The organism is Streptomyces sp. NPDC094034, from assembly GCF_040303865.1.
Taxonomy (GTDB): Bacteria; Actinomycetota; Actinomycetes; order Streptomycetales; family Streptomycetaceae; genus Streptomyces.
Window position 1 is genome coordinate 96,749 of record NZ_JBEOUD010000030.1, and the last position, 23,402, is coordinate 120,150.

23 protein-coding genes are annotated in these 23,402 nt (G+C 69.3%); 15 read left to right on the forward strand and 8 right to left on the reverse strand.

Annotation, left to right across the window (positions count from 1 at the left end; genetic code table 11):
- Nucleotides 1-47 precede the first annotated feature (47 nt).
- From pstC to pstB, 3 genes are read left to right on the forward strand one after another with little or no spacing between them, the layout of a single operon-like run.
- Entirely contained in the window at nucleotides 48-1,043 is a 996-nt protein-coding gene (gene pstC / locus ABTZ59_RS24845) for a phosphate ABC transporter permease subunit PstC (protein ID WP_351415170.1), read from the forward strand.
- Nucleotides 1,040-2,119 (forward strand): phosphate ABC transporter permease PstA, encoded by a 1,080-nt coding sequence (gene pstA / locus ABTZ59_RS24850; RefSeq protein WP_351415176.1) that lies wholly within the window; start codon nucleotides 1,040-1,042, stop codon nucleotides 2,117-2,119. The genes pstC and pstA overlap by 4 nt, the downstream gene beginning before the upstream one ends.
- Nucleotides 2,120-2,171: 52 nt before the next feature.
- Nucleotides 2,172-2,948, forward strand: coding sequence for a phosphate ABC transporter ATP-binding protein PstB (gene pstB, locus ABTZ59_RS24855; RefSeq protein WP_351415183.1), 777 nt, complete (start codon nucleotides 2,172-2,174; stop codon nucleotides 2,946-2,948).
- Between the two features lie 225 nt (nucleotides 2,949-3,173).
- Here the strand turns inward: pstB and ABTZ59_RS24860 are convergent, their stop codons facing one another.
- Both ABTZ59_RS24860 and ABTZ59_RS24865 read right to left on the reverse strand, forming a co-directional pair.
- Nucleotides 3,174-4,172, reverse strand: coding sequence for an inorganic phosphate transporter (locus ABTZ59_RS24860; protein WP_351415188.1), 999 nt, complete (start codon nucleotides 4,170-4,172; stop codon nucleotides 3,174-3,176).
- A 5-nt stretch (nucleotides 4,173-4,177) separates the two neighbouring features.
- On the reverse strand, nucleotides 4,178-4,798 hold the full coding sequence (locus ABTZ59_RS24865; protein ID WP_030353473.1) for a DUF47 domain-containing protein: 621 nt from the start codon (nucleotides 4,796-4,798) through the stop codon (nucleotides 4,178-4,180).
- 224 nt (nucleotides 4,799-5,022) lie between these two features.
- Here ABTZ59_RS24865 and ABTZ59_RS24870 point away from each other — a divergent pair, with 224 nt between their 5' ends.
- Nucleotides 5,023-5,403, forward strand: a complete 381-nt coding sequence (locus ABTZ59_RS24870) for a metal-sensitive transcriptional regulator (RefSeq protein WP_351415196.1) — start codon at nucleotides 5,023-5,025, stop codon at nucleotides 5,401-5,403.
- Between the two features lie 235 nt (nucleotides 5,404-5,638).
- Here ABTZ59_RS24870 and ABTZ59_RS24875 read toward each other — a convergent pair whose 3' ends face one another.
- The gene (locus tag ABTZ59_RS24875) at nucleotides 5,639-5,863 is read right to left on the reverse strand and encodes a hypothetical protein (RefSeq protein WP_351415200.1); all 225 of its coding nucleotides are present in this window, start codon (nucleotides 5,861-5,863) and stop codon (nucleotides 5,639-5,641) included.
- Between the two features lie 184 nt (nucleotides 5,864-6,047).
- Complete coding sequence (locus ABTZ59_RS24880) at nucleotides 6,048-6,875, reverse strand: SCO4651 family lipoprotein (RefSeq protein WP_351415205.1); 828 nt, start codon at nucleotides 6,873-6,875, stop codon at nucleotides 6,048-6,050.
- Between the two features lie 223 nt (nucleotides 6,876-7,098).
- Between ABTZ59_RS24880 and ABTZ59_RS24885 the strand changes: the two genes are divergently transcribed.
- The 4 genes from ABTZ59_RS24885 (at nucleotide 7,099) to ABTZ59_RS24900 (ending at nucleotide 10,904) form a co-directional block, all read left to right on the forward strand.
- Nucleotides 7,099-7,230, forward strand: a complete 132-nt coding sequence (locus ABTZ59_RS24885) for a hypothetical protein (RefSeq protein WP_351415210.1) — start codon at nucleotides 7,099-7,101, stop codon at nucleotides 7,228-7,230.
- 11 nt (nucleotides 7,231-7,241) lie between these two features.
- Entirely contained in the window at nucleotides 7,242-8,840 is a 1,599-nt protein-coding gene (locus ABTZ59_RS24890; RefSeq protein WP_351415214.1) for an FAD-binding oxidoreductase, read from the forward strand.
- A 232-nt stretch (nucleotides 8,841-9,072) separates the two neighbouring features.
- Nucleotides 9,073-10,185 (forward strand): COG4315 family predicted lipoprotein, encoded by a 1,113-nt coding sequence (locus ABTZ59_RS24895; RefSeq protein ID WP_351415217.1) that lies wholly within the window; start codon nucleotides 9,073-9,075, stop codon nucleotides 10,183-10,185.
- A gap of 158 nt (nucleotides 10,186-10,343) precedes the next feature.
- Nucleotides 10,344-10,904 (forward strand): sortase domain-containing protein, encoded by a 561-nt coding sequence (locus tag ABTZ59_RS24900; protein ID WP_351415224.1) that lies wholly within the window; start codon nucleotides 10,344-10,346, stop codon nucleotides 10,902-10,904.
- A 69-nt stretch (nucleotides 10,905-10,973) separates the two neighbouring features.
- Here the strand turns inward: ABTZ59_RS24900 and ABTZ59_RS24905 are convergent, their stop codons facing one another.
- Both ABTZ59_RS24905 and ABTZ59_RS24910 read right to left on the reverse strand, forming a co-directional pair.
- Complete coding sequence (locus ABTZ59_RS24905; protein ID WP_351415234.1) at nucleotides 10,974-11,714, reverse strand: phosphatase PAP2 family protein; 741 nt, start codon at nucleotides 11,712-11,714, stop codon at nucleotides 10,974-10,976.
- A 264-nt stretch (nucleotides 11,715-11,978) separates the two neighbouring features.
- On the reverse strand, nucleotides 11,979-13,007 hold the full coding sequence (locus ABTZ59_RS24910; protein ID WP_351415323.1) for a C40 family peptidase: 1,029 nt from the start codon (nucleotides 13,005-13,007) through the stop codon (nucleotides 11,979-11,981).
- Nucleotides 13,008-13,576: 569 nt separating this feature from the next.
- Between ABTZ59_RS24910 and ABTZ59_RS24915 the strand changes: the two genes are divergently transcribed.
- From ABTZ59_RS24915 to ABTZ59_RS24940, 6 genes are all read left to right on the forward strand, one after another.
- On the forward strand, nucleotides 13,577-13,885 hold the full coding sequence (locus ABTZ59_RS24915) for a DUF8827 family protein (RefSeq protein ID WP_030353484.1): 309 nt from the start codon (nucleotides 13,577-13,579) through the stop codon (nucleotides 13,883-13,885).
- A 300-nt stretch (nucleotides 13,886-14,185) separates the two neighbouring features.
- Nucleotides 14,186-15,043, forward strand: a complete 858-nt coding sequence (locus ABTZ59_RS24920) for a DUF8175 domain-containg protein (RefSeq protein ID WP_351415240.1) — start codon at nucleotides 14,186-14,188, stop codon at nucleotides 15,041-15,043.
- Nucleotides 15,033-16,409, forward strand: coding sequence for a hypothetical protein (locus tag ABTZ59_RS24925; protein ID WP_503003575.1), 1,377 nt, complete (start codon nucleotides 15,033-15,035; stop codon nucleotides 16,407-16,409). The genes ABTZ59_RS24920 and ABTZ59_RS24925 overlap by 11 nt, the downstream gene beginning before the upstream one ends.
- On the forward strand, nucleotides 16,406-17,959 hold the full coding sequence (locus tag ABTZ59_RS24930; RefSeq protein ID WP_351415250.1) for an SCO6880 family protein: 1,554 nt from the start codon (nucleotides 16,406-16,408) through the stop codon (nucleotides 17,957-17,959). Before ABTZ59_RS24925 ends, ABTZ59_RS24930 begins: the two co-directional genes overlap by 4 nt.
- Before the next feature lie 139 nt (nucleotides 17,960-18,098).
- Nucleotides 18,099-19,547 carry an ATP-binding protein gene (locus ABTZ59_RS24935; RefSeq protein ID WP_351415258.1) on the forward strand — a complete coding sequence of 483 codons (1,449 nt, stop codon included), beginning with the start codon at nucleotides 18,099-18,101 and terminating at the stop codon, nucleotides 19,545-19,547.
- 2 nt (nucleotides 19,548-19,549) lie between these two features.
- On the forward strand, nucleotides 19,550-21,163 hold the full coding sequence (locus ABTZ59_RS24940) for a type IV secretory system conjugative DNA transfer family protein (RefSeq protein ID WP_351415263.1): 1,614 nt from the start codon (nucleotides 19,550-19,552) through the stop codon (nucleotides 21,161-21,163).
- An 89-nt stretch (nucleotides 21,164-21,252) separates the two neighbouring features.
- Here ABTZ59_RS24940 and ABTZ59_RS24945 read toward each other — a convergent pair whose 3' ends face one another.
- Nucleotides 21,253-21,936, reverse strand: coding sequence for a TetR/AcrR family transcriptional regulator (locus tag ABTZ59_RS24945; RefSeq protein WP_351415268.1), 684 nt, complete (start codon nucleotides 21,934-21,936; stop codon nucleotides 21,253-21,255).
- Between the two features lie 109 nt (nucleotides 21,937-22,045).
- Here ABTZ59_RS24945 and ABTZ59_RS24950 point away from each other — a divergent pair, with 109 nt between their 5' ends.
- Complete coding sequence (locus tag ABTZ59_RS24950; protein ID WP_351415275.1) at nucleotides 22,046-22,639, forward strand: NADPH-dependent FMN reductase; 594 nt, start codon at nucleotides 22,046-22,048, stop codon at nucleotides 22,637-22,639.
- 10 nt (nucleotides 22,640-22,649) lie between these two features.
- Here the strand turns inward: ABTZ59_RS24950 and ABTZ59_RS24955 are convergent, their stop codons facing one another.
- Nucleotides 22,650-23,216 (reverse strand): GNAT family N-acetyltransferase, encoded by a 567-nt coding sequence (locus ABTZ59_RS24955; protein ID WP_351415286.1) that lies wholly within the window; start codon nucleotides 23,214-23,216, stop codon nucleotides 22,650-22,652.
- Nucleotides 23,217-23,402: the final 186 nt, after the last annotated feature.

Sequence of the window (23,402 nt, forward strand, 5' to 3'; positions counted from 1 at the left end):
ACCGCCGCCAGGGGAGCCATCACTCCCCCACACAGACCGGAAAGACCATGGCTTCCACCACATCGATAGACACCCCACCACCCCCGCGGTCCGCGCCGAAGCCGGCGAGCACCTCCACCGGACGTGCGGGCGACAAGATCTTCTCGGGCCTCTCCAAGGGCTCGGGCATTCTGCTGCTCGTCATCATGGCGTCGATCGCGGTCTTCCTGAGCTACCGCGCCGCCATCGCGATCTCGAAGGACGAGGGCAACTTCCTCACCACCTTCGACTGGAACGCCTCCGCGGACCCGCCGGTCTTCGGAATCGCCGTCCTCCTCGTCGGCACGATCGTCAGCTCCACCGTCGCGATGATCATCGCGGTCCCCATCGCCGTCGGTATCGCGCTGTTCATCTCGCACTACGCGCCGCGCCGACTGGCCGCGCCCATCGCGTACGTGGTGGACCTGCTGGCCGCGGTGCCGTCGATCATCTACGGCATCTGGGGCGCCATCGTCCTCGTGCCGTATCTCGGCGGCCTCAACGAGTGGCTCGACCAGTACTTCGCCTGGACGTACATCTTCGACCAGACCCAGCCCGGTGTGGCCCGCAATATGCTCACCGTCGGCATCCTGCTGGCGATCATGATCCTGCCGATCGTGACCAGCGTCAGCCGGGAGGTCTTCCTCCAGGTCCCGCGGATGAACGAGGAGGCGGCGCTCGCCCTGGGCGCCACCCGCTGGGAAGTCATCCGGCTCTCGGTGCTGCCCTTCGGACGCTCCGGTGTCATCTCCGCGGCGATGCTGGGACTCGGCCGCGCGCTCGGCGAGACGATGGCCGTCGCCACGGTCCTCTCGCCCAACTATCTGATCTCGCTCCATCTGCTCGACCCGGGCGGCGGCACGTTCGCCCAGAACATCGCGGCGAAGTTCGGTGAGGCCAACGCGTTCGGGCGAGACGCCCTGATCGCCTCCGGTCTCGTGCTCTTCGTCCTCACCCTGCTGGTGAACGGCGGGGCCCGGCTGATCATCGCGCGCCGCAAGGAATACTCGGGGGCCAACGCATGAGCCACGCAGCTGTACAGGACACCCAGACCCCCGTTCCGCCGTCGGGCGGGCAGCAGAGCCTCAGCCAGCGCAGCCTGCCCCGGTGGGCACCGGCCGGCTTCGCCCTCATCGGCATTCTCATCGGCGTGGGTATCGGCTCCGCCGCCGGTCTCGACAGCAAGGTCCAGTGGGGCCTGATCGCCGTCATCGCCTTCGTCGTCATCTCGTACGTCGTCACCACGGCGGTCGAGAACCAGCGCCAGGCCAAGGACCGCCTGGCCACCAGCATCGTCTGGGTGTGCTTCGTCCTCGCGGTCATCCCGCTGTTCTCGCTGCTGTGGACCACCATCAGCCGCGGGGTCGAGGTCCTCGACCCGTACTTCCTGACCCACTCCATGGCCGGTATCCCCAGCTCGCAGGTGGGCGGCGGGCTCTACCACGCGCTCGTCGGCACGCTCCAGCAGGTCGGTATCGCCACGTTGATCTCCACGCCGATCGGCCTGCTGACCGCCGTATACCTGGTCGAGTACGGCAAGGGCGCGCTGGCCAGGGCCGTGACGTTCTTCGTGGACGTCATGACCGGCATCCCGTCCATCGTCGCGGGTCTGTTCATCCTGTCGCTCATGCTGATGTTCGAGCTCGGACCGTCCGGTCTGATGGGCTCGCTCGCCCTGTCGATCCTGATGATCCCGGTCGTGGTGCGCTCCACCGAGGAGATGCTCAAGCTCGTACCGAACGAGCTGCGCGAGGCGTCACTCGCGCTCGGCGTACCGAAGTGGCGCACGATCCTCAAGGTGGTCCTGCCGACCGCGATCGGCGGTATCACCACCGGTGTGATGCTCGCGATCGCGCGTATCGCCGGTGAGACGGCGCCGATCCTGCTCCTCGTCTTCGGCAGCAACCTGATCAACACGAACCCCTTCTCGGATCCGCAGTCGTCGCTGCCGCTCTACATCTTCCAGCAGTACAAGGACGGTGAGGTGGCTTCGATCGACCGTGCCTGGGCCGCGGCCCTGGTGCTGATCGCGTTCGTCATGATCCTCAACCTGGTGGCGCGCGGTGTCGCACGCTGGAAGGCCCCGAAGACCGGCCGCTGAGGCCCGATATCCGGCTCCGCCGCACGGGGCCACGAAAGAAGCAGTGATTGACATGGCCAAGCGAATCGACGTCAGCGGTCTGACCGCCTACTACGGGTCCCACCGGGCCATCGACGACATCTCGATGACCGTGGAGCCCCGCTCCGTGACAGCCTTCATCGGCCCGTCCGGCTGCGGCAAGTCCACCTTCCTGCGCACCCTCAACCGGATGCACGAGGTCACCCCCGGCGGCCGCGTCGAGGGCAAGGTGCTGTTGGACGACGAGAACCTGTACGGACCGAATGTCGACCCGGTCGCGGTGCGCCGCACCGTCGGCATGGTCTTCCAGCGCCCGAACCCCTTCCCGACGATGTCGATCTTCGACAACGTCGCGGCCGGCCTGCGGCTGAACGGCAAGGTCCGCAAGAGCGAGCTGGCCGAGGTCGTGGAGAAGTCCCTCAAGGGCGCCAACCTCTGGAACGAGGTCAAGGACCGCCTGAACAAGCCCGGCTCCGGCCTCTCCGGCGGCCAGCAGCAGCGCCTGTGCATCGCCCGCGCGATCGCGGTCGAGCCGGACGTCCTGCTGATGGACGAGCCGTGCTCCGCCCTCGACCCGATCTCCACCCTCGCCATCGAGGACCTGATCGGTGAGCTGAAGGAGCGCTTCACGATCGTCATCGTGACGCACAACATGCAGCAGGCGGCGCGTGTCTCGGACCGTACGGCCTTCTTCAACCTGGCCGCCGTCGGCCAGCCCGGCAAGCTCATCGAGATAGACGAGACCGAGCGGATCTTCGCCAATCCGTCCGTGCAGGCGACGGAGGACTACATCTCCGGCCGCTTCGGATAGGCGCCAGCCGTCCTGCGGTGCTGCATGGCGGTGCCACCGCACGGCGAAGGGCCCGCCCCCTCTCCCAGGGGGGCGGGCCCGCTTTTCTTTGTCGACAGGCCGAGGTGGCACGGCGTGAGGCGTGAGGTACGAGAGGCGACCGTCAGCCGAAGGCCAGGTTCACGACCCAGCGGCATCCCCCGGGGACAACCCCCGGACCCCCGGCCACAAAAGACATCGCGCCCCTCAGCCGAAGGCCAGGTTCACGACCCAGAAGCTCACGGCGGCGACGAGGGCCGCCGCCGGCATAGTGATGAACCAGCCGAGAACGATGTTCTTGGCAACCCCCCAGCGGACCGCGTTTATCCGCTTCGTCGCCCCCGCGCCCATGATCGCCGAGGTGATGACATGTGTCGTGGAGATCGGCGCGTGGAACAGGAACGCCGAGCCGAACATGACCGACGCACCCGTCGTCTCCGCCGCGAACCCCTGCGGCGGGTCCAGCTCGATGATCTTCCGGCCGAGTGTCCGCATGATGCGCCAGCCGCCCGCGTACGTACCGAGGGACAGCATCAGCGCACAGGCGATCTTCACCCAGATCGGGATCGTGTCACCGGATTCCTCGACATCGGCGATGACCAGGGCCATCACCACGATCCCCATCGTCTTCTGCGCGTCCTGCAGACCGTGCCCGAGCGCCATACCCGCCGCCGAGACGGTCTGGGCTATGCGGAAGCCACGCTTGGCCTTGTGCGGGTTGGACCTGCGGAACATCCACATGATCGCGACCATCACCAGATATCCGGCCACCAGACCGACGATCGGGGAGACGAACATCGGAATGACGATCTTCTCCAGCACCCCGGACCAGATGACATCGGTCCCGCCGGCCAGCGCCGCGCCCACCAGTCCGCCGAACAGCGCGTGGGAGGACGAGGAGGGAAGCCCGAAGTACCAGGTGACCAGGTTCCAGACGATCGCGCCGACCAGCGCGGCGAAGAGGATGCTCATCCCCCGCGATCCGTGCGGTGTGGCGATCAGGCCCTCACTGACGGTCTTGGCGACCCCCTGGCCGAGAAACGCGCCGGCGAGGTTCATCACCGCGGCCATCGCCAGCGCCGCACGGGGGGTCAGTGCCCGCGTGGAGACCGAGGTGGCGATGGCGTTGGCGGAGTCGTGAAAGCCGTTGGTGTAGGTGAAACCGAGCGCGACACCGATGGTCACAATCAGCGCGAAGGTGTCCACGTGGTTCAGGACTCCTTGACCGCGATGGTCTCCACCGTGTTCGCGACGTGCTCGAACGCGTCGGCGGCCTCTTCGAGCACGTCGACGACCTGCTTGAGCTTGAGCACCTCCATCGCGTCGTACTTGCCGTTGAAGAGATGGGCCAGCAGCTTGCGGTGGATCTGGTCCGCCTGGTTCTCCAGCCGGTTGACCTCGATCCAGTACTCGGTGAGGTTGTTCATCGTCCGCAGATGCGGCATGGCCTCGGCGGTCAGCTCGGCCGCCCGGGCGAGCACCTCGATCTGCTGCTCGACGCCCTTGGGAAGCTCTTCGATGTTGTACAGGACGACGAGGTCGACGGCCTCCTCCATGAAGTCCATGATGTCGTCGAGCTGGGACGCGAGGCTGTAGATGTCCTCACGGTCGAAGGGTGTGATGAAGGAGGAGTTGAGCTGATGGAAGATCGCGTGAGTGGCGTCGTCGCCGGCGTGCTCCGCTGCCCTCATCCGCTCCGCGATCTCGGCCCTGGCGGAGGAATCCGCCCCGAGGAGTTCCATCAGGAGCTTGGAGCCCGTGACGATGTTGTCCGCGGACGCGGCGAACATGTCATAGAAGCTCGTCTCCCTGGGGGTCAGACGAAATCGCACCTGGGGTCCTCGGGTTACATGGGATTCGGTCAGGGGTGATGGTAGGCGCAACATCCGGCCACGGCTAACCCCGGCAAGTTCCCAGTGTCACCCATGGTGGCAGGGCCGGGACCACAGGCCCCTGCCCCAGAACCCAGAGACGGGTAACATATACCCAGGTAGGGTATACAGCCCTTTTCGGACAGCATCATCGGTATCAGCCGACAGCACAACGGGAGGACGCGATGACGACCACTGAGGCGGCCGGCGCGGCGATGAGCGAGGCGCCCTCCGCCGACGCGACGGGCCCCACGGACACGGTCACCACCGACCACGACCGCGGGGTGCACGGCTACCACAAGCAGAAGGACGAGCACCTCAAGCGGCTGCGCAGGATCGAGGGCCAGATCCGCGGCCTTCAGCGGCTTGTCGACGAGGACGTCTACTGCATCGACATACTGACCCAGGTCTCCGCCTCGACGAAGGCGCTCCAGTCCTTCGCGCTCCAGCTCCTCGAAGAGCATTTGCGCCACTGCGTGGCCGACGCCGCGGTCAAGGGCGGGGCGGAGATCGACGCGAAGGTGGAGGAAGCGACCAAGGCGATCGCGCGGCTGCTCCGCACCTGACGTACCTCGTGTACCTGACGTACCTCGTGTACCTCGCGTACCTGATGTACCGGCCGCACCTGTGACGTATCCGACACGCCATACGTACGTGATGTACGCGACGTGCGTGACGTCGACCACCCCTGAGACCGACCGGACCACCCCTGAGACCGACCGCCCCCGACGCCGACCATCCTTGACGCCGACCATCCGGCACCGGGGCCGCCCCACAGCCGGGGGGGGCGGCCCCGCCAAGTCACTCCCCGCAGGACTCTCTTCGCCGCGGCCCCCGTGACGCTCCTGGATGGCGCGGGGCGGCGGGCCGTTCGGCCCTCACGTTCAGCACCTCGTCGATACGGTCCGGGCTGAGCCGTTCCCCGTCCGCGGCCGACGCCGCGATCATCAACTCCCCGCACCATTCGATCTCGGCGAGGGCCACGTGGTCCTGGACGTTCGGCGTGCGCAACAGAGCCACGTGCATTCACCTCTTCCTGCCGGTGTCGACTTCCTAGCGTAGGGAGCGTGATACACACCGCGCATGGCACGTCTGGACCATTTCCGCCTTGGTCCTCTGTGGTTACGGCTTGATTTGATCTTGCCGAGCAGCCAAGAAGTCTTTGCGTTCCGCAAATCCGCGGGGGCGAGCGACTCAGCTCGGGCTCGGCTCAGGACTTGATCTCGCCGGCGAAGATGTCGTCGGGCGGCGGCAGCGTGACGGCGACCCGCTCCCCGAACGCGTACAGCAGGGTCGTCGAGGCGACCGCGACCGTACGCCCCTGGTTGACATAGCTGAACCGGTGTCTGACCTTGCGCAGCCGACCGGCCTCGTCCAAATACGCGTCGAACGGCACCGCGTCCTCGCCGAAGCCCTTCGCCGCCGCGCCCAGCGCCCCGCGCGCGTACGACGACGCCGCCTTCGCGGCCCGCCCGATATGAGTGACACCCTTGTAGTGCCATACGCGGATGCCGGCGAGATCCTGCTCACCGACAAAGGTCACATTCCCGGCGACACGCAGCAGTTCGGCGGCGGTCAGCGGGTCCGTCGCCCCGCCCGTGACCAGATTCCCGTCCTCCAGCGTGGCCGAGTCGACCCGTACCCACTTGTCCGGGGGCACCCCGGCCCCGCGATTCTTCATGTACAGCGCGCCGGGCGAGAGCAGTTCGGTGATCGGCCGGTGATCGCTCGCGCCCACGGGTTCCTTGGGCAGCACGACCCGGAGCCGCCCCATCCGCTTGCCGAAGTCATAGCCGCCCTCGCCGCGGATGGTCACGCGCGTCCCGCCCGCCGCCATCTCCATGGACGTACTGGCCTTCGAACTCCCCGACGCGAGCAGCGCGTCGGCCGCCCTTCGCACGGCCGCGGGGTCACTGCCCGGCCGCTCGTCGGCCACGGCTCCACCGCTCCCGGAACAGCCGGCGGTCGTGGCCACGACCCCCGCCATGGTCACGACGGCAAACGCCACGCCCCTGCGTCTGTGCTGCTGCACCACCATCGCCTGCCAACCCCCAACGCCTGACCGCCGCTTGTCCGAAGCCCACCCGTTCCGGATAACGACGCCCGGCGTTCCTCGTCACGCCGGTGCCGCTTCCGGGACACGGACGCCCCGGTACCGTGGAGATGTGTGCGAGCAAGACACCTCTGATCCCCCCACCGCCGCCTCATCTCCGGCCTCCCGCCAGGCCCCTTCCCCCTCCGCCCCGCCACCTCACGAGACCATGACCGTCGAGCGCGGCTCGTTCTGCACGGCGCGCTGCACCTGCGGCTGGTTCGGCCACGCCCGCAGATCGCGCGACCTCGCCCGTACCGACGCCGCCGCCCACGCCGCCGCGCAGTCCGCGAAGAGCTGAGGCGGAGGCGGATGGAACGGCGCGTACTGCTCACCGCGGCCGGCCTCCTGGTCGGCGCCGCCACGGCGACCGCGTGCTCCGGCGGCGGTACGGGCAGCGAGAACAGCGCCGGCGAGCACAGCACCAACGGAAAGAACGGCACGACCACCAGGGGCCCCACGGCAACTGCCCCGAGCCGCGCCCCGAGTTGGGACGCGCTGGCGAAGGGGCTCGCCGGGCAACTCGTACGGCCGGACGACTCCGCGTACGAGACGGCCCGGCAGCTCTACAACACCCGCTTCGACTCCCTCAGACCGGCGGCCATCGCCTACGCCGAGGGCGAGGACGACATCAAGGAGTGCCTCGCCTTCGCCAGGACACACGGCACGCCCGTCTCCATACGCGGCGGCGGCCACTCCTACGCGGGGTGGTCCAGCGGCAACGGCCGGCTCGTCATCGACGTGACCCGGCTGGACTCGCTGCGGGGCGCGGCCACGGACGGCACGGTCGGAGCCGGAGCCAGGCTCGCCGATGTCTACCGGGCCCTCGCGGCCGCGGGCCGTACGATCCCGGCCGGGTCCTGTCCCACCGTCGCCATCGGCGGACTCACCCTCGGCGGCGGACACGGAGTCACGGCCCGCGCCTACGGCCTCACCTGCGACAGTCTCACCTCCGCCACCCTCATCACGGCCGACGGCAAGCGGCTGACCGCCGACGCCGAGCGGCACTCGGATCTCTTCTGGGCGCTGCGCGGCGCGGGCAACGGCAATTTCGGGGTCGTCACCGAGCTGCGTTTCCGTACGCACCCGGCGCCCCCGGCCGTCGTCGCCTTCGCGAGCTGGCCGTGGTCGAAGGCGGACGCCCTGCTCGGCGCCTGGGAGCGGTGGGGTCCCGACCAGCCGGACGAGATCTGGTTCTCGCTCCATCTCAACGCCGGTCCGGGCGGTGTCGCCCCGACGCTGTCCCTCTCCGCCCTGTCACTGGGCGGCGAGGACGAACTGAAGAACGCGCTCGACCGGCTCGCCGACGGACCGGGTGGACCCGGCTCGGCGAGCTCCGTCTCGGTGCGGCGACGTGATTACGAGGAGGCGATGCTGATCTACGCGGGCTGTTCCGGCTTCACCGAGGAGCAGTGCCGGCTGCCCGGTACCACCCCCGGGCGCGGCGAACAGGGCGCGCTCCGGCGCGAGACCTACGCCGCCGCCTCCGACTTCTACGTCCGCCCGCTCTCGCCCGCGGGCCGGGGCGCCCTCATCTCCGCATCCGAGACGTTCACCCGGCTCCCGGCGTCCGGGGGCGGCAGCGGCTCCCTCACCCTCACCGCGCTCGGCGGCGCGGTCAACCGGGTGGACCCGCTCGCGACGGCCTTCGTCCACCGGGGCTCGCGGGTGCTGGCGCAGTACATAGCCGCCTGGGAGCCGGACACCGCCGGATCGGCCCAGCGCGCCTGGCTGAAAACCACCCATGGATCGATGCGCCGGCACGCCTCGGGCGCGGCGTACCAGAACTACTCCGACCCGGCGCTGCCCGACTGGCGCACGTCGTACTACGGCGCCGCCGCGGACCGGCTGGCCCGGTTGAAGAGGCGGTACGACCCGGACCGCCTGTTCGACTTCCCGCAGGCGCTGTGAGTCCCTGGTCTGAGCCCTCTGTCCGAGTCCTCTGTCCGAGCCCTCTGTCCGGGCCCTTGGCGTGAGTCCTTGTGCGAAGCGCTCCGCTTGAGATCCCCGCGTGATCGTCAGGGGTTTTCGTACCCCGTACGGCTCACCGAGGTGGCCGCGAGGGCCAGTTGGCGATGGCCTGTACGTAGCAGGCGGGGGGCCGGCAAGCGGGGGGCACATCCCGACTCGCAAGGGCGTAGCCATGCACGGACACGGACCCCGGATAGCCGCGCTCGCCGCGGCCACCGTTCTCCTTCTCGCACTCGGCGGCAGCGCCGCCACAGCTGTGGACAGGCCCACCGAACCGCGTCAGCTGACCCTCATCAACACCGCTGTCGGCCGGGTGCTCGCGGACAAGTTCGGCTATCCGCTCTATATGCGGACGGCCGACGAGCCGGACAATCCGGACTGCACGGGCGAGTGCGCCGACACCTGGCCCGCCGCCATCGGCTATCCGACCAAGGCGCGGGGGGTCGCCAACGACACCTCACAGACCGTGCTGAACGCGGAGAACAGCGATCAGCCTCAGGTCATCTACAACACGCACCCGCTGTACTACTACTCGAAGGACCGGGCACACCTGCCGCGCGGCCAGCACGTGGACGGCTTCACCCTGGTCGCCCCGAACGGCACCGCGATGGCGCTGCCGCTGAGTTCGGGCCCGGACCCGGATCCGACGGTGTCGGGGACGACGTCGTCCACGTCCAGGGCGAAGCCCGCGGCGACACCGCGGCCGACCAGGGCGATCCCCACTCAGACACGTGCCCCCACGAAGGCGCTCCCGAAGGCGCCCAGGAAGGTCGCGACGAAGGCGCCCAGGACGACGCCCAAGAAGGTACCGAAGCCACCCACGAAGCAGCCCACCAAAGCGCCCACGAAGGCAGCTCCGAGAACACCACCGAGAGCGCCGACCAGGGCACCACTGCCGGTACTGCCGAAGCCCGCGTCAAAGGCACCGCCCAAGCCGGCGACCAAAGCACCGCCCAAGCCGGCGACGAAAGCACCGCCCAAGCGGGCGACGAAGCCGGCGACGAAGGCTCCCACCTCCGCCGCCCGCGTGACTCCGACTCGTACGGCCAACCCGGCAGTCCCCCGTAGGACCACCGGCACCGCCGCCCCCTCGGTCGGGGCCCTGACGGTCACGCCGTCGGGCGCGGCGCGCGGTGGCGCGGACCACATGACCGCCGCCGACTCGTCGGAACGCACGAGCGCGGCCGAACTGACCCTCGCCATCGGTGCCACCGCCGCGGCCTCGGCCGCCACGGTCCTCGTGGTGCGCCGATTCCAGCGCCGTTCGACGGGCGGCCAGCACTGACCGGAAGGGCGGGCCGGGCGGGCATATCCAGCGGCGACGGCAAGACCGGCGAGTCGGCCACGGCGGCCGGGCCGGTCGCGTCGGTCGCGTCGGGCAGGGCGATCAAGGCCCTCTTCGTCATAGCGGTCCTGTGCGCGACGGCCGCCGTACTGCTGCATATGTTCCCGCTCCGGCCCGCGCCACGGGCAGCGGGCTACGCCGAACCACGAACCGTCCAGGTCACGGACCCGCCGTCCGCCCCCGTACGGCTGCGCATCCCGGCGCTCGGGGTGAGGGCGGAGGTTCTGCCGCTGGCACTCGACGACGAGGGGACGCTGGACGCGCCGGGGTTCCGGAACGCGATGAAGGTCGGCTGGTTCGCCCTGGGACCACGCCCCGGCGAACGCGGCCCGGCGGTCCTGATCGGCCACCGGGACGCCCCGGCGAACCCGGGCACCGTCCCGGTCCGCAATGGACGCGACGACATCAAGAACGCCGTCTTCGCCAAACTGGGCCGGCTGCGCCCCGGCGACTCGATCGAGACGGAGCTGGGCGACGGGCGGCGGCTGACGTTCCGGGTGACGGCCGTCGATACGTACCGTACGAAACGATTCCCCACGGAACGGGTCTACGGCCCGGTGCCGACCCCGGAGCTACGGCTGATCACCTGCGGGGGAGTCATCGACGCCAACGGCCACTGGGACTCGAACGTGGTGGTCAGCGCGGTCGCGGACTTCTGAGCTCAGGCCGCTGGGTTCAGGCCGCCGGGCTCAGTGCGCTGGGCTCAGGCCGCCGGGCTCAGGCCGGGCTCAGGCCGCGAGATTGTTGTCGTCGGGGCGCGGCTCGGGGATTTCGAGCGACCGCGTCCCGCCGACGGCGCCGGCCCCGCCACCGGTACCAGCGGCCACGTCCGCCTGGCGGGCGGCCCGCGACCGTACGAACCACCCGACGTGCGGCGACCGGGAGACCGCCGACACCAGCGGGGTGAGCAGGGCGAGTGCGAGCGGGGTCAGCAGGAGGGCGACCGCCGTACCGAGGGCGAAGCCGCCGATGACATCGGTCGGGTAGTGAACCCCCATGTAGACGCGGCAGAAACCTTCGAGGAGGGCCAGACCGATCGCGGCGAGACCGAGCTTCCGGTGGGCGATGAAGACGCCGACGGCGAGGGCCATCGCCATCGTGGCGTGGTCGCTGACGAACGAGTAGTCCGTCTTGCCCGCCACCAGGACCTCCAGGCCCTTGTGGTCGAGGAACGGCCTCGGACGCTCGACGAAGCCCCGGATCGGGATATTGATCAGCAGCGCGATCCCGGCGGCGAGCGGCGCCCAGACCAGCCCGGCGACGGCCGTGACCGAGTCCTCCTCGGACCCGCGCTTGCGCACGCTCCACCAGGCCCAGAGCCCGATGATCACGAGCCCGAGCATGATCCCGTACTCACCGACGAACCCCATCACGCGGTCGAACCACGTCGGGGCGTCCTTGGCCAGTCCATTGATGTCATAGAGCAGGCTGACGTCGGGGTTCGACCCATCCAGTACGAGTCCAGCCATCTGCTGCGGCCCCTGCCTCTTCTTGTCGCCTGCCGCGCCGCGTCTTCGTGGGCGACGTCTCCGCCAACCCCCGCGGTCAGTACGGAACATGCTGCGTGATCAGTACCGCAGCTGTCGTCCAGGGAACGGCCTACGCGACGCGTACGTTCCGCTCTCCACCGAACGATCACCATGACGTTATCGAAGAGTGACACATAGTCGCAGCTCAGGGGCGCGTCCGGACGAAGACTTCCGGCCACGTCCGCCCGCCGGCCCCCTCCGGGATCATGCGTCGGGCCGGTTCGGGGGCAGGTCGGTGGGCAGGGATTTCGCGCCGTCCTCGGTGACGCGGGTGGCCCCGAAGTAGTCCGGGGTGTCGATCTTGTCGAACCGGATGACGGCCCCGGTGTACGGCGCGTTGATCATGTACCCGCCGCCCACGTACAACCCCACATGCCGGATCGCCCGCGAATTGGTCAGATCGTCCGAGAAGAAGACCAGGTCACCCGGGAGCAGCTCGTCCCGTGAGGGATGCTCGCCGGCGTTGTACTGATCATTGGCCACTCGCGGCAGCTCGATTCCCACGGTCCGGTACGCGGCCTGTGTCAGCCCGGAACAGTCGAACCGCCCGCCCTGCTCGGCGGTCCCGTTCCCACCCCACAGATAGGGGGTGCCCAGCTTCTGCTGAGCGAAGTAGATGGCCGCGGCGGCCTGCCTGGAGGGCTCGACCCGCCCGACGGGCCTGGCGAAGCTCTTCTCCAGAGTCCGGATGATCTTGACGTAGTTCTGCGTCTCCCGGTACGGCGGCACCCCGCCGTACTTGATGACGGCGTACGCCCCGGCGTTGTACGCCGCCAGCATGTTGCTGGTCTGATCACCGGGCACGTCCTTGACGTATCCGGCCAATTCGCAGTCGTACGAGGCGGCCGACGGAATCGCGTCACGCGGATCCCAGATGTCCCGCTTGCCGTCCTTGTTCCCGTCGATCCCATGGGCCTCCCAAGTCCCGGGGATGAACTGCCCGATGCCCTTGGCGTTCGCGGGACTCTGGGCGCTGGGATTCCAGCCGCTCTCCTGGTACAACTGCGCGGCGAGCAGGGCGGGGTTGATGGCGGGACAGAGATTCCCCCACTGCTGCACAAGCGGCTGATAAGCGGCGGGTACGGCCCCCTTGGCCAGCCCAACAGCACGCCCGCCCCCGCCCGCACCCCCGACGAGCCCGGCGGCGGCGGAGTAGGTCCCGACGACCAGCAGAGCGACAAAACTCAACCCCAGCCCCCCGACAGCGGCCACGAGGAGCCATGTCTTACGCACCGTCACACACCCTCCGTGTCAGGGCCACTGTCCCGGGCCAGTGTAGGCGCGGAGGGGACGGATCAGGAGGCGGACGACGAGGACGTCGGAAGAGGCACGTTGGATGACCGGAAGTCGTCGTGGACGCTGGGACGCCGCGGGGCGCCGCGGGTGGTCAACCGCGCGTTGCAGCGGCGCGCACAGCTTCGCTGAGGGTCCCTCAGCTCGGCCGCGAAGCTCGCGACGAGCCGCTTGCCGATCCGGTCCCGTGCCGCGTCCGCCCGGTCGCTCGCCGTGCCGTCACCAGCACCGCCGGCAGTTCGAGGCGCCTCGAACGTGCTCGGAACCACAAAGGTGTAACAACGACAGTCATTGCCCGGAGTCACGCTCCGTGATACACAGAGTAACCATACGCGTACTCGCATACCCGATCCGTGACTGATCGGGGCACCATCGTCGGTCATATGTGCGGGGATCGGGTAAAGAGAGCCGCCAAGCGGCTTACGAGGGCGGTTCCATCAGCGAAGATAGAGCGTGACCCGTGCCATGGGGGCTCGGGCGTGAACGACCCAACAGGGGCGGTGAGTTACATGTACCTGGCGGCCGAAAAGGGCGACATCACCACCATCATCGGTGGCATCGCCCCGAACTGGGGCCCTTTCGGGACACTTGGGAACGAGGCCCGGATCATGATCGAGGTCGTGATGGCGGTGGCCATCCTGCTCTGCCTCGGTATCGCGATCTGGGGCGCGGCCAAGCAGCGGATCGGAGCGACAGCGCTACGGGACACGTTCAGCGCTGAGCAGGGCAAGGGCCTGATCGTCGCCGGACTCACCGGTGTCTTCATCATCGGCTCGCTGGGCACACTCTTCACGATCGTGTACGGGATGGCTGTCTGACCCACGGCCACTCCTCCCACCCTGCGCGCCTCCTCGCTCTCCCGACTCCGCCGTCCTTCCCGTCTCCTCCGTCTCCTCCAGTCCCCTGCGATCCATCCCTCCCGTCCCGCCGGTCCGCACCGGGCGTGCCCGGGTTCACCCTCAACACCACCCGTCCGTCGCACCCACCGGCTGAGGTTGCGTCTCCCTGATGTCGAGTCACCACACCGCGCCCGCGCGGGAACCAGCACGGCTACCGTCGTACTACGCGGACACCGCCAGCACCGCGGAACCGCCAACGGCTGAGGGGGCGTACGCGGCATGAGCTACGGCGACGAGCACGGCTACGGCGGCGACTCGGGCCGTACGGACGACGGGTTCGGCGGGACGGGCCAGACCCGTACCCGCCTGCCCGATGGCAGAAACGGCGACATGTACGGCGGCCCCCGCCGCCCGGCGCGCAGCTCCCGCTCGCTCATCACGGTCGTGGGCGTCGTGGTCCTGCTCGTCGCGGCTATCGCGTTCGCGAACCGCGGCGGCGGCGGTGGCGATACGTCCGGCGGCAAGGGCTCGGCCTCGGGACCGGGCGCGGACCCGACGGCGGCGTCGGGTGTGAAACCGGTGACAGGGAAGAACGGGGAGATCCCCTCGGGGTTCGCGCGGAACGAACAGGGGGCGGCGAGCGCGGCGGCGAACTACGCGGTGGCGCTCGGTTCCGACGGCATGTTCAATCAGGACAGCCGGCACAGCATCGTCGACACCGTCTACACCCCTGAGGCGGCGGGCAAGCTCAAGGGCCCGCAAGACGCCGCGTACTCACCGGCGTTCCTTCAGAACCTCGGGCTGGACGCCGACGGCAATCCTCCTCGGGGCAACACCTTCGTCACCCGCACGATCCCGGTCGGCACCAAGGTGGAGAACCTCTCGGGAGACACGGCGAAGGTCTCGGTCTGGTACACGGGCCTGATCGGGATGTCCGGTCCCGACTCGACGAACCCGGTGCGAACGACCTGGAAGACCTGGACCTTCGACCTGCGGTGGCTGGGCGACGAGTGGAAGGTCACCGCCGACTCGCAGAAGGACGGCCCGGCCCCGGTCCCCGGCGATGTCGCGGCATCCACAGCGGACGAGATCAGCAAGGCTGTCGAGCAGTTCGGAGGCTTCACCTATGCGAGGTAGCTCTCGGCGGACGCCAGGTGGCTCCCGGCGCCGCGCTCGGTCGCTCGTCACCGTACTGGCGGGCGTGCAGGCCGCGCTCTTCCTGTTCGCGTCACGCGCGGTGGCCGCACCGACTCCGTCGCCCACCCCGAGTCCCTCCGCGAGCGGGGACTGTAGTCTGCTGTCGGGCCAGGTGCAGGAGCTCTGCGAGAACGGCGAGACCGGAGACTCCGGTTCCCTCGTACCCAGCGCCCCCGACACCCTCGACCCCCTCTCCTCCCTCGCCCGCGGCTGCGCCGACGCCGCCGCCTGGATCGTCGGCAAGCTCAGTGACGCGGTGAAGGAGACGGCCACCGTCGACTTCACCAACGCCTCCTTCCTCCGCCAGTACGCCGTCGTCTTCGCCGCGTCCACCGTCCTCACCCTCGTCCTCTGGCTCCTCGCCGTCGCCAAGCGCGCCATCCGCGGCGTGCCCCTCACCACCGCGATCTCCGAGGCCATCGGGTTCCTCTGGCTGACGGTCCTCGCCTCCGCGTTCACCCCCCTCATCCTCTTCACCGTCGTCTCCGCGACCGACGGCGTCGCCCAGGTCGTCTCCAGCTCCACCGGCGGCCAGACCGATGTCTTCTTCGGCGGCTTCGCCGAGGCCCTCAAGAAGGGCGACGACATCGGCGGCGGGCCGATCATGCTGATCGTCGTCTCGCTCGTGTCGATCCTCGCCGCCGGCGTGCTCTGGCTGGAACTGGTGATCAGGGCCGCGCTCCTGTACGTCGGGGCGCTCCTCGGCACGGTCGTCTACGCCGGGCTCGTCGACAAGAACATGTGGGGGCACGTCCGCCGGTGGGCCGGCATCATGATCGCGGTCATCATGGTCAAGCCCGTCATCGTGATCGTCCTCGGACTCGCCGGCGCGCTCTCCGCCGACAGCGGCCCCGACGCGGTCTCCGCCGTCGTCTCCGGTCTCGCCATCATCCTGCTCGCGATCTTCGCCTCCGCGATGATCTACCGCTTCGTGCCCGGATTCGGCGACGAGATCGCCTCCTCCCGCTCCAACCGGAAGCAGGCCACGGACGGCTCCAAGGCCACCCCCGTCCTCAGCTCCCCCGCCGCTCTCGTCTCCCAGGGCATCAAGACCCACAGCAGCCGCAACCACCAGCGGGGCGACGGAGCCGGCGGAGGCGGCGGAGGCCGGCCCTCCAGCGCCGTCTCGGGCGGCATCGCCGCACACAGCTCGCGCGGCCCCTCGTCCGGAGGCGGCGGAGGCGGCGGCGCGCCCCTGCCGTCCCCCGCGCCCCCGCCCCGCGGCAGCGGCCCGACCAGCGGCACCCCGCACAGCGCACGCGGTACCGGTAACGGCAACAACAGCACAGGAGGTAGAGGGCGTTGACGACCCAGTCACCACCGATCGCGCCCCGTCGCACGTATCTCATCGGCCGGGCCAGGCCGAACGCGATCGTCGGCAAGAACCGCGAGACCGGCGAGATCGCCCTGATCATCGCCGGCGCCTTCGTCGGCATGATGTGCGGTCTGCTGGTCCCCGTCCTGTCCGTGCGGATCGCGACGCTGACGGGGTTCCCGCTCCTCGCGCTCGCCGCCGTGTACGTGCCGTACAAGCACCGCACGTTCTACAAGTGGTTCGAGATCAACCGCAGTTACAAGCGCAGCCTGCGCCGCGGTACGGCCTACCGCTCCGGCGCCATGGAAGCCGGTACGAGCCTCGACGGCCGCGAGGTCGAGGTCGGCCCGCCGCCCGGCATCGGCCGTATCAACTGGCTTGCCGCGCCCTTCGGCCCTGACGAAATCGCCGTCCTGCTGCACGCCGACCGCCGTACCGTCACCGCCGCCATCGAGATCGAGGGCCCCGGCGTCGGGCTGCGCGACAGCGAGGACCAGGAGGCCCTCGTCGACCGCTTCGGCACGCTCCTCAAGCATGTCGCCAACGGGGACGGCTTCGTCACCCGGCTCCAGATGCTCGCCCGTACGCTGCCCGCCGACCCCGACGCGCACGAGAAGGACGTGGCCCAGCGCGGCGACTCCGCCTCCCCGGGCTGGCTCCGGGATTCCTACGACCAGCTCCAGTCGATGGTCTCCACCTCCAGCGAGCAGCACCGCGCGTATCTCGTCGCCTGCATGCACTACACCCGCGAACTGGCCGCCGAGGGCCAGGCCATGGCCCGCGCCGCCCGCCAGGCCGCCGGTACGAAGAGGCTCGACCGGGACGCGGGCCTCGCCGTCGTGATGGCCCGTGAGCTGACCGACATCTGCGCGCGGCTCGCCGAGGCGGACATCCGCGTACGGCAGCCGCTCGGGCAGGGCCGGCTGTCCTCCCTGGTGCACTCGATGTACGACCCCGACCACCCCATCGACCACATCCAGGCCATGACGAAACGAAACGCCTGGCCGGCCGAGCTGGACGCGATGGAGCCGACGTATCTCCAGGCCAAGACGCGCGAGTCGTCCACCCGCGCGCCCTGGTGCCACTCCACCGCCTGGGTCAAGGAGTGGCCGATGACCCCGGTCGGCGTGAACTTCCTGGCCCCGCTGCTCGTCCACACCCCCGATGTGATCCGTACGGTCTCGGTCACCATGGACCTCGAACCGACCGAGATCGCCATCGAGCGGATGCTGACGGAGAAGACGAACGACGACGCGGAGGCGAGCCGCGCCGCGAAGATGAACCGCACTGTCGACCCGCGCGACATCGCCGCGCACGGCAGGCTGGACCAGCGGGGTGAAGATCTCGCCAGCGGGGCGGCGGGGGTCAATCTCGTCGGGTACATCACAGTGTCGTCCAGGTCGCCCGAGGCCCTGGCCAGGGACAAGCGGACGATCAGGGCGTCGGCCGGCAAGTCGTATCTGAAACTGGAGTGGTGCGACCGCGAGCACCACCGCGCCTTTGTGAACACGCTGCCGTTCGCGACCGGCATCCGCCGTTAGCGCGGTTCATCGCCTCCGGCCGCCCCAGACCGACGACGACCCATACCGCCACCCACTCCGACACCGTTACCGACATCGACACCTTTACCGACACCGACACCGACACCGCCGATAGCCGACGAGCCGAAAGGGGCCTGTGGTGCGAGATCCGCTGTCCGTCCTCACGGATGCCTTCACCAGCTTCCTCTTCGGGAAGGTGGAGACGACCCGGCTGCCCGTCCGTACGTCAACGGGCCAGGCCCAGGCCGTCTATCTGCCGACCGCGGCCCCCGGCCTCGGTGACTCCGGCGTGATCATCGGCCGCGAGGTCTACAGCGGCAAGGGGTACATCTACGACCCCTTCCAGCTGTACGGGCAGCAGCTCCCCGCCCCGCACTGGCTCGTCCTCGGCGAGTCCGGCAACGGGAAGTCGGCGCTGGAGAAGACCTACGTCCTGCGCCAACTGCGCTTCCGCGACCGCCAGGTTGTCGTCCTGGACGCCCAGGGCGAGGACGGCGCGGGCGAGTGGAACCTGATCGCCCAGGAGCTGGGTATAACCCCCATCCGGCTCGACGCGATGGCGGCCCTCGACGACGGCATCCGGCTCAACCCACTCGACCCGGCGATCACCACGACCGGGCAGCTCGCCCTGCTCCGTACGATCATCGAAGTCGCCATGGGACATGGCCTGGACGAACGCTCCGGCTTCGCGCTCAAGGTCGCGCACGCCTATGTGAACGAGACGATCATCGACCGCCAGCCCGTGCTGATGGACATCGTCGAGCAACTGCGCCACCCCGAGCCCGAGTCGGCCGAGACCATGAACGTCGACCTGGACGACGTACGGGCCTGGGGCCTGGACGTCGCGCTGGTCCTTGACCGGCTGGTCGACGGTGACCTGAGGGGCATGTTCGACGGACCGACGACCGTCGGGATCGATCTGGACGCACCGCTGATCGTCTTCGACCTCTCGCACATCGACCGCAACTCGATCGCGATGCCCATCCTCATGGCGATCGTGGGCGTCTGGCTGGAGCACACCTGGATCCGCCCCGACCGCAAGAAGCGCATCTTCCTGGTCGAGGAGGCGTGGCACATCATCAACTCCCCGTTCGTCGCCCAGCTCTTCCAGCGGCTGCTGAAGTTCGGCCGGCGGCTCGGTCTGTCGTTCGTGGCGGTGGTCCACCATCTCTCGGACGTGGTCGACGGCGCGGCGGCCCGGGAGGCCGCGGCCATCCTCAAGATGGCGTCGACCCGGACGATCTACGCCCAGAAGGCGGACGAGGCGAGAGCGACAGGCCGGGTGCTCGGCCTGCCCCGGTGGGCCGTGGAGATCATTCCGACCCTCACCCCCGGTATCGCGGTCTGGGACGTCAACGGCAACGTCCAGGTCGTCAAGCATCTGGTGACGGAAGCGGAACGGCCTCTGGTCTTCACGGACCGGGCGATGACCGAGAACTCCCAGGAGTCGGAGGCCGCGGACGCCCTGGAACTGGAAGGCAGACTGCCGGACGACATGCGGGCCGCGGAGTGGGAGGCGGAGCAGCGGGCGGCCCTCCTGGAAAGGCAACGGCAGTTGAACGAGTCCTCCGAGTCGACGGTGGCGTGACCATGTCGCGCCACCACGACGGTCCGCACTACGGGGGCCCGCGGGGCCAGGGGGGCCAGGGGGGCGCCCGGGGCGGCGGTATCCCCGACGGGCTGCTCGTGGGCCTGCTCGGCTTCCTGCTGGGGCTGGCGGTGCTGGTGTGGACGGCCACCGGACTCGCGGGCCTGTTCACTCATGGCGCCTGGCCGCAGGGGGTGACCTTTCCGCGTACTCCGCTGGCGATACGCCGGCTCGTCCAGGCACCGCACGACATCGCGGGCGCCTGGCCGGACACCCCGCCCGGCGAACTGTCCGGGTACGGACTGTTCTGGGGCCTGCTGATCAGTCAGATGATGGTCCTGGTCGTGCTCACGGTGTTCGTGCTGGGCGTGACGGCCCGTTATCGGGTGGTACGAGCACGACGACGGGCCGGCGTATCCGACGTACCAGGCGCACCTGACACTCCGCGGCTCGGCAAGGAGCAGTACCCGCCGGGCGTCGCGCCGACGGCCGTACCCGCTCACCAGCCGTCACCGGCACCGGAACCGAAACCGCAGTCGCAGGAGGAGTCGGAGTCGGAGTCGACATCGGTACCGACACCCGTACCGGTACCAGCACCTGCCCCCGTCCAGACCGCGACTCCAACGCCCGTTCCCGCTCCTGCCCCCACACCCGTTCCCTCACATGCCGCCGCTGTCCCCGCCCCTCGCGTGCGGTACGGCAACCCACTCGCCCGCCGTCCCGCGGCCGTTCAGGCCATCCTGGAGGCCCCGGGCCCCGCGCTCGTCGTCACCTCCGACCCGACGGTGTGGGCCGAGACCAAGGACGCGCGGGCCAAGCTGGGCCCCGTTCTCGTCTACGACCCCGGCCACCTCTGCGACACCCCGGCCCGGCTCCACTGGTCCCCCGCCGCCGGCTGCGAGGACGCCACCACCGCCGCCGACCGTGCCGCCGCGCTGCTCTCCCCCGTACGCCCGCACGCCCTCCTCGACGCCGCCATGGCCGACACGGCGGAGACCCTGCTGCGCTGCTGGCTGCACGCCGCGGCTGTGGAGTCACGACCGTTCAAGCAGGTGCACCGCTGGGCGCAGGGCGGGAACGCCCATGAGGCCGTCCGGATTCTCCGCACCCACCCCAAGGCCGCCTCCGGTCTCGCGGGTCTGCTGGAATCCGCCCTCACCGCACATCCCGAACGACGCGAAGTAGCCCAGCAGTTGACGGCTCGTGCGCTGTCCGCCCTCTCCTCGGTCCATATCCGAGACGCCTGCACACCCAACCGAGCCGATTCCCTCGTGCTGGATTCTTTTGTGAACGAGGGGGGCACTCTGTATGTGGTGGGCGAGCCGATCGAGGATCCGCGCTCCCGCCCGGGTGCGATGCCCCTGCTCACCGCACTCGCCTCGAACGTGGTCGAGCACGGCCGCCGCATGGCCGCACGGTCATCTGACGGTCGGCTCGACCCACCAATGACCTGCGTCCTGGACGATGTCGCCGCCGTCGCTCCACTGCCCCGGCTTCCGGAGCTGCTCTCCACCGGTCAGGAATGGGGCCTGCCGACGCTCGCCCTGCTCCGGTCACGACAGCAGGGCCTGGACCGCTGGCCGCACTACGAACTACCGGTCCCCGACAGCATCTGAGACATACGGCGCCGACGCGACACCCTCAGGCCCTGAGTTCCTGAAGTCCTGAAGTCCTGAGGTCCCGAGGACCGCAGCGACTCGGGACCTCAGGAAGGCCCGTACAGCTTCAGAAAGGCCCACACCCCGCTCGCCACGGACTTCTCCACCTCGGCATCGCGCACCTTTACCGCGCCGAAGAACGACTCCAGCGTGCTGCCCCCGATGAGCAGGCTCAGATGCCGTGCCGCCGCGTCGGCGTCGTCGATGTCGAACAGCCCCTGATCGGCGAGCCCGCGCAGCCGCTCGGCGAGATCGGCGCGCACGGCTCGCGGCCCGACGCGCTGCCACTCCTCGATCACATCGGCCGGCATCCGGGGCCCCTCGGTGATGATCTGGCGTACGAGCGCGAAGTGTTCGGGGTGCCGGGAGCTCTGGCCGACCCAGTCGCGCGCGAGCGCCAGCAGGTCCGCCTCGACGTCGGCCGCCTTCCCGAAACGCCGGAAGTGCCGCTCGAAGAGGTCCGTGGAGTCCGCCGTCACGGACGCGGCGCTCGCCAGGAAGACCGAACGGAAGAGTTCTTCCTTGTCGGTGAAGTGGTTGTAGATGGTGCGCGTGGAGACACCCGCCTCGGCGGCGATCGCGTCAATGCTCGCTCGCGTATACCCCTCGTGCCCGAAGACCTTGCGCGCGCCTCGCTCGATGGCCTGTCGTTTCTCCAACAGCCCCTTACGCGGGGGCTTTCGGGCACCTGACTCCCGTGCCGCCCCTGCCTCCCGCTCCCGGCTCGTCATGGTGCCGCCCTCCTCAGAAAGTACAACGCTCATTGCAAGAATTGCCATACACGTTGTACTTTACCGTTATCGCCCAGGCGCAGGACGAGGACCTTTGAGGAGCAACGCCATGTCCACGCAGCAGACCGCACCGTCAAGGCTCGTCATCATCATCGGCAGCACCCGCGAAGGCCGTCTCGGACCCACCGTCGGCCACTGGTTCGCCGGCCTTGCCGCCGGTCACGGCAGCACCGAGGTCGACCTCATCGACCTCGCGGACACCGAACTCCCCGCCGTCCACCCCGACTGGGGTACGGAACCGACCCCGGCCCTGGCGGAGCTGTCGGCCCGTCTCGGCGCGGCCGACGCGTTCGTCGTCGTGACACCCGAGTACAACCACAGCTTCCCGGCGATCCTGAAGCACTTCATCGACCTCCACCGCGAGGAATGGCAGGCCAAGCCGGTCGGCTTCGTCTCGTACGGGGGCGTGGGTGGCGGGCTGCGCAGCGTCGAACAACTGCGGCTGGTCTTCGCCGAACTGCACAGTACGACAGTGCGCGAGACCGTCAGCTTCCACAAGGTCACGAGCGACGTCTTCGCACCCGACGGCACGGCCCACGACCCCGAGGGCGCCACCGGCGCCGCCAAGGCGATGCTCGACCAGCTCGACTGGTGGGCACGCGCGCTGCGCACGGCCCGGGCGGAGCATCCGTACAGCGCCTGACGAGGGAGTCCTAGGCGCGATCGATCGCCAGCTCCAGTTCCCTTCCGGGGGCCACCGAGGAATTCCCCTCCAACGGCAGGGACTTGCCGGTCGGTACGAAGCCCAACTTGCGGTAGGCGGCCTGTGCCCGCGGATTCCCCTCATGGACATGGAGCCGCACCCGAGCGAGCCGCGGCTCCTCCAGCGACCACGCCCAGTCGAGCGCGACGTCGACCAGCGCCCTGAGCAGTCCGGTACCGCGCTGCTCAGGGCGTACGAACACCCCGACGAGATGCCCCTGCGCCCGCACGGAGGTGGCCCCCAGAAAGTCCGTGCCGCCGGCCTCCTCGATCAGCAGCGTCACGGTGCCCGACCATGTCCCGTCCGGCGCCTCGGCGATGAACTGCCCCGCTCGGGTCCCGTGCCGGGACAAGGAATTGGCCGTCCGCTCCTGCCAGAAGGAGTCGGGCTGATCCAGGGCCTGTTCGTAGGTCTCCAGAAAAGCCACCGGCGCGGCCGGATCCTGGAGCGCCGAGAGCCGGATCTCCTTGGCCTTGGCCCATTCGTCGGGCCGCACGGCCCGGATCACATGGTTCATGCACCGATACTCCGCGCCCCGGGCGCCCACACGCAACGAGATATCACCCGTGGGGCGCGGTAGAACCCTGAATATGGCCCCTGAACGCAGAAATGCCCCGCACCATAAAGGTGCGGGGCATTCCCACAATAATTGTTCGGCGGCGTCCTACTCTCCCACAGGGTCCCCCCTGCAGTACCATCGGCG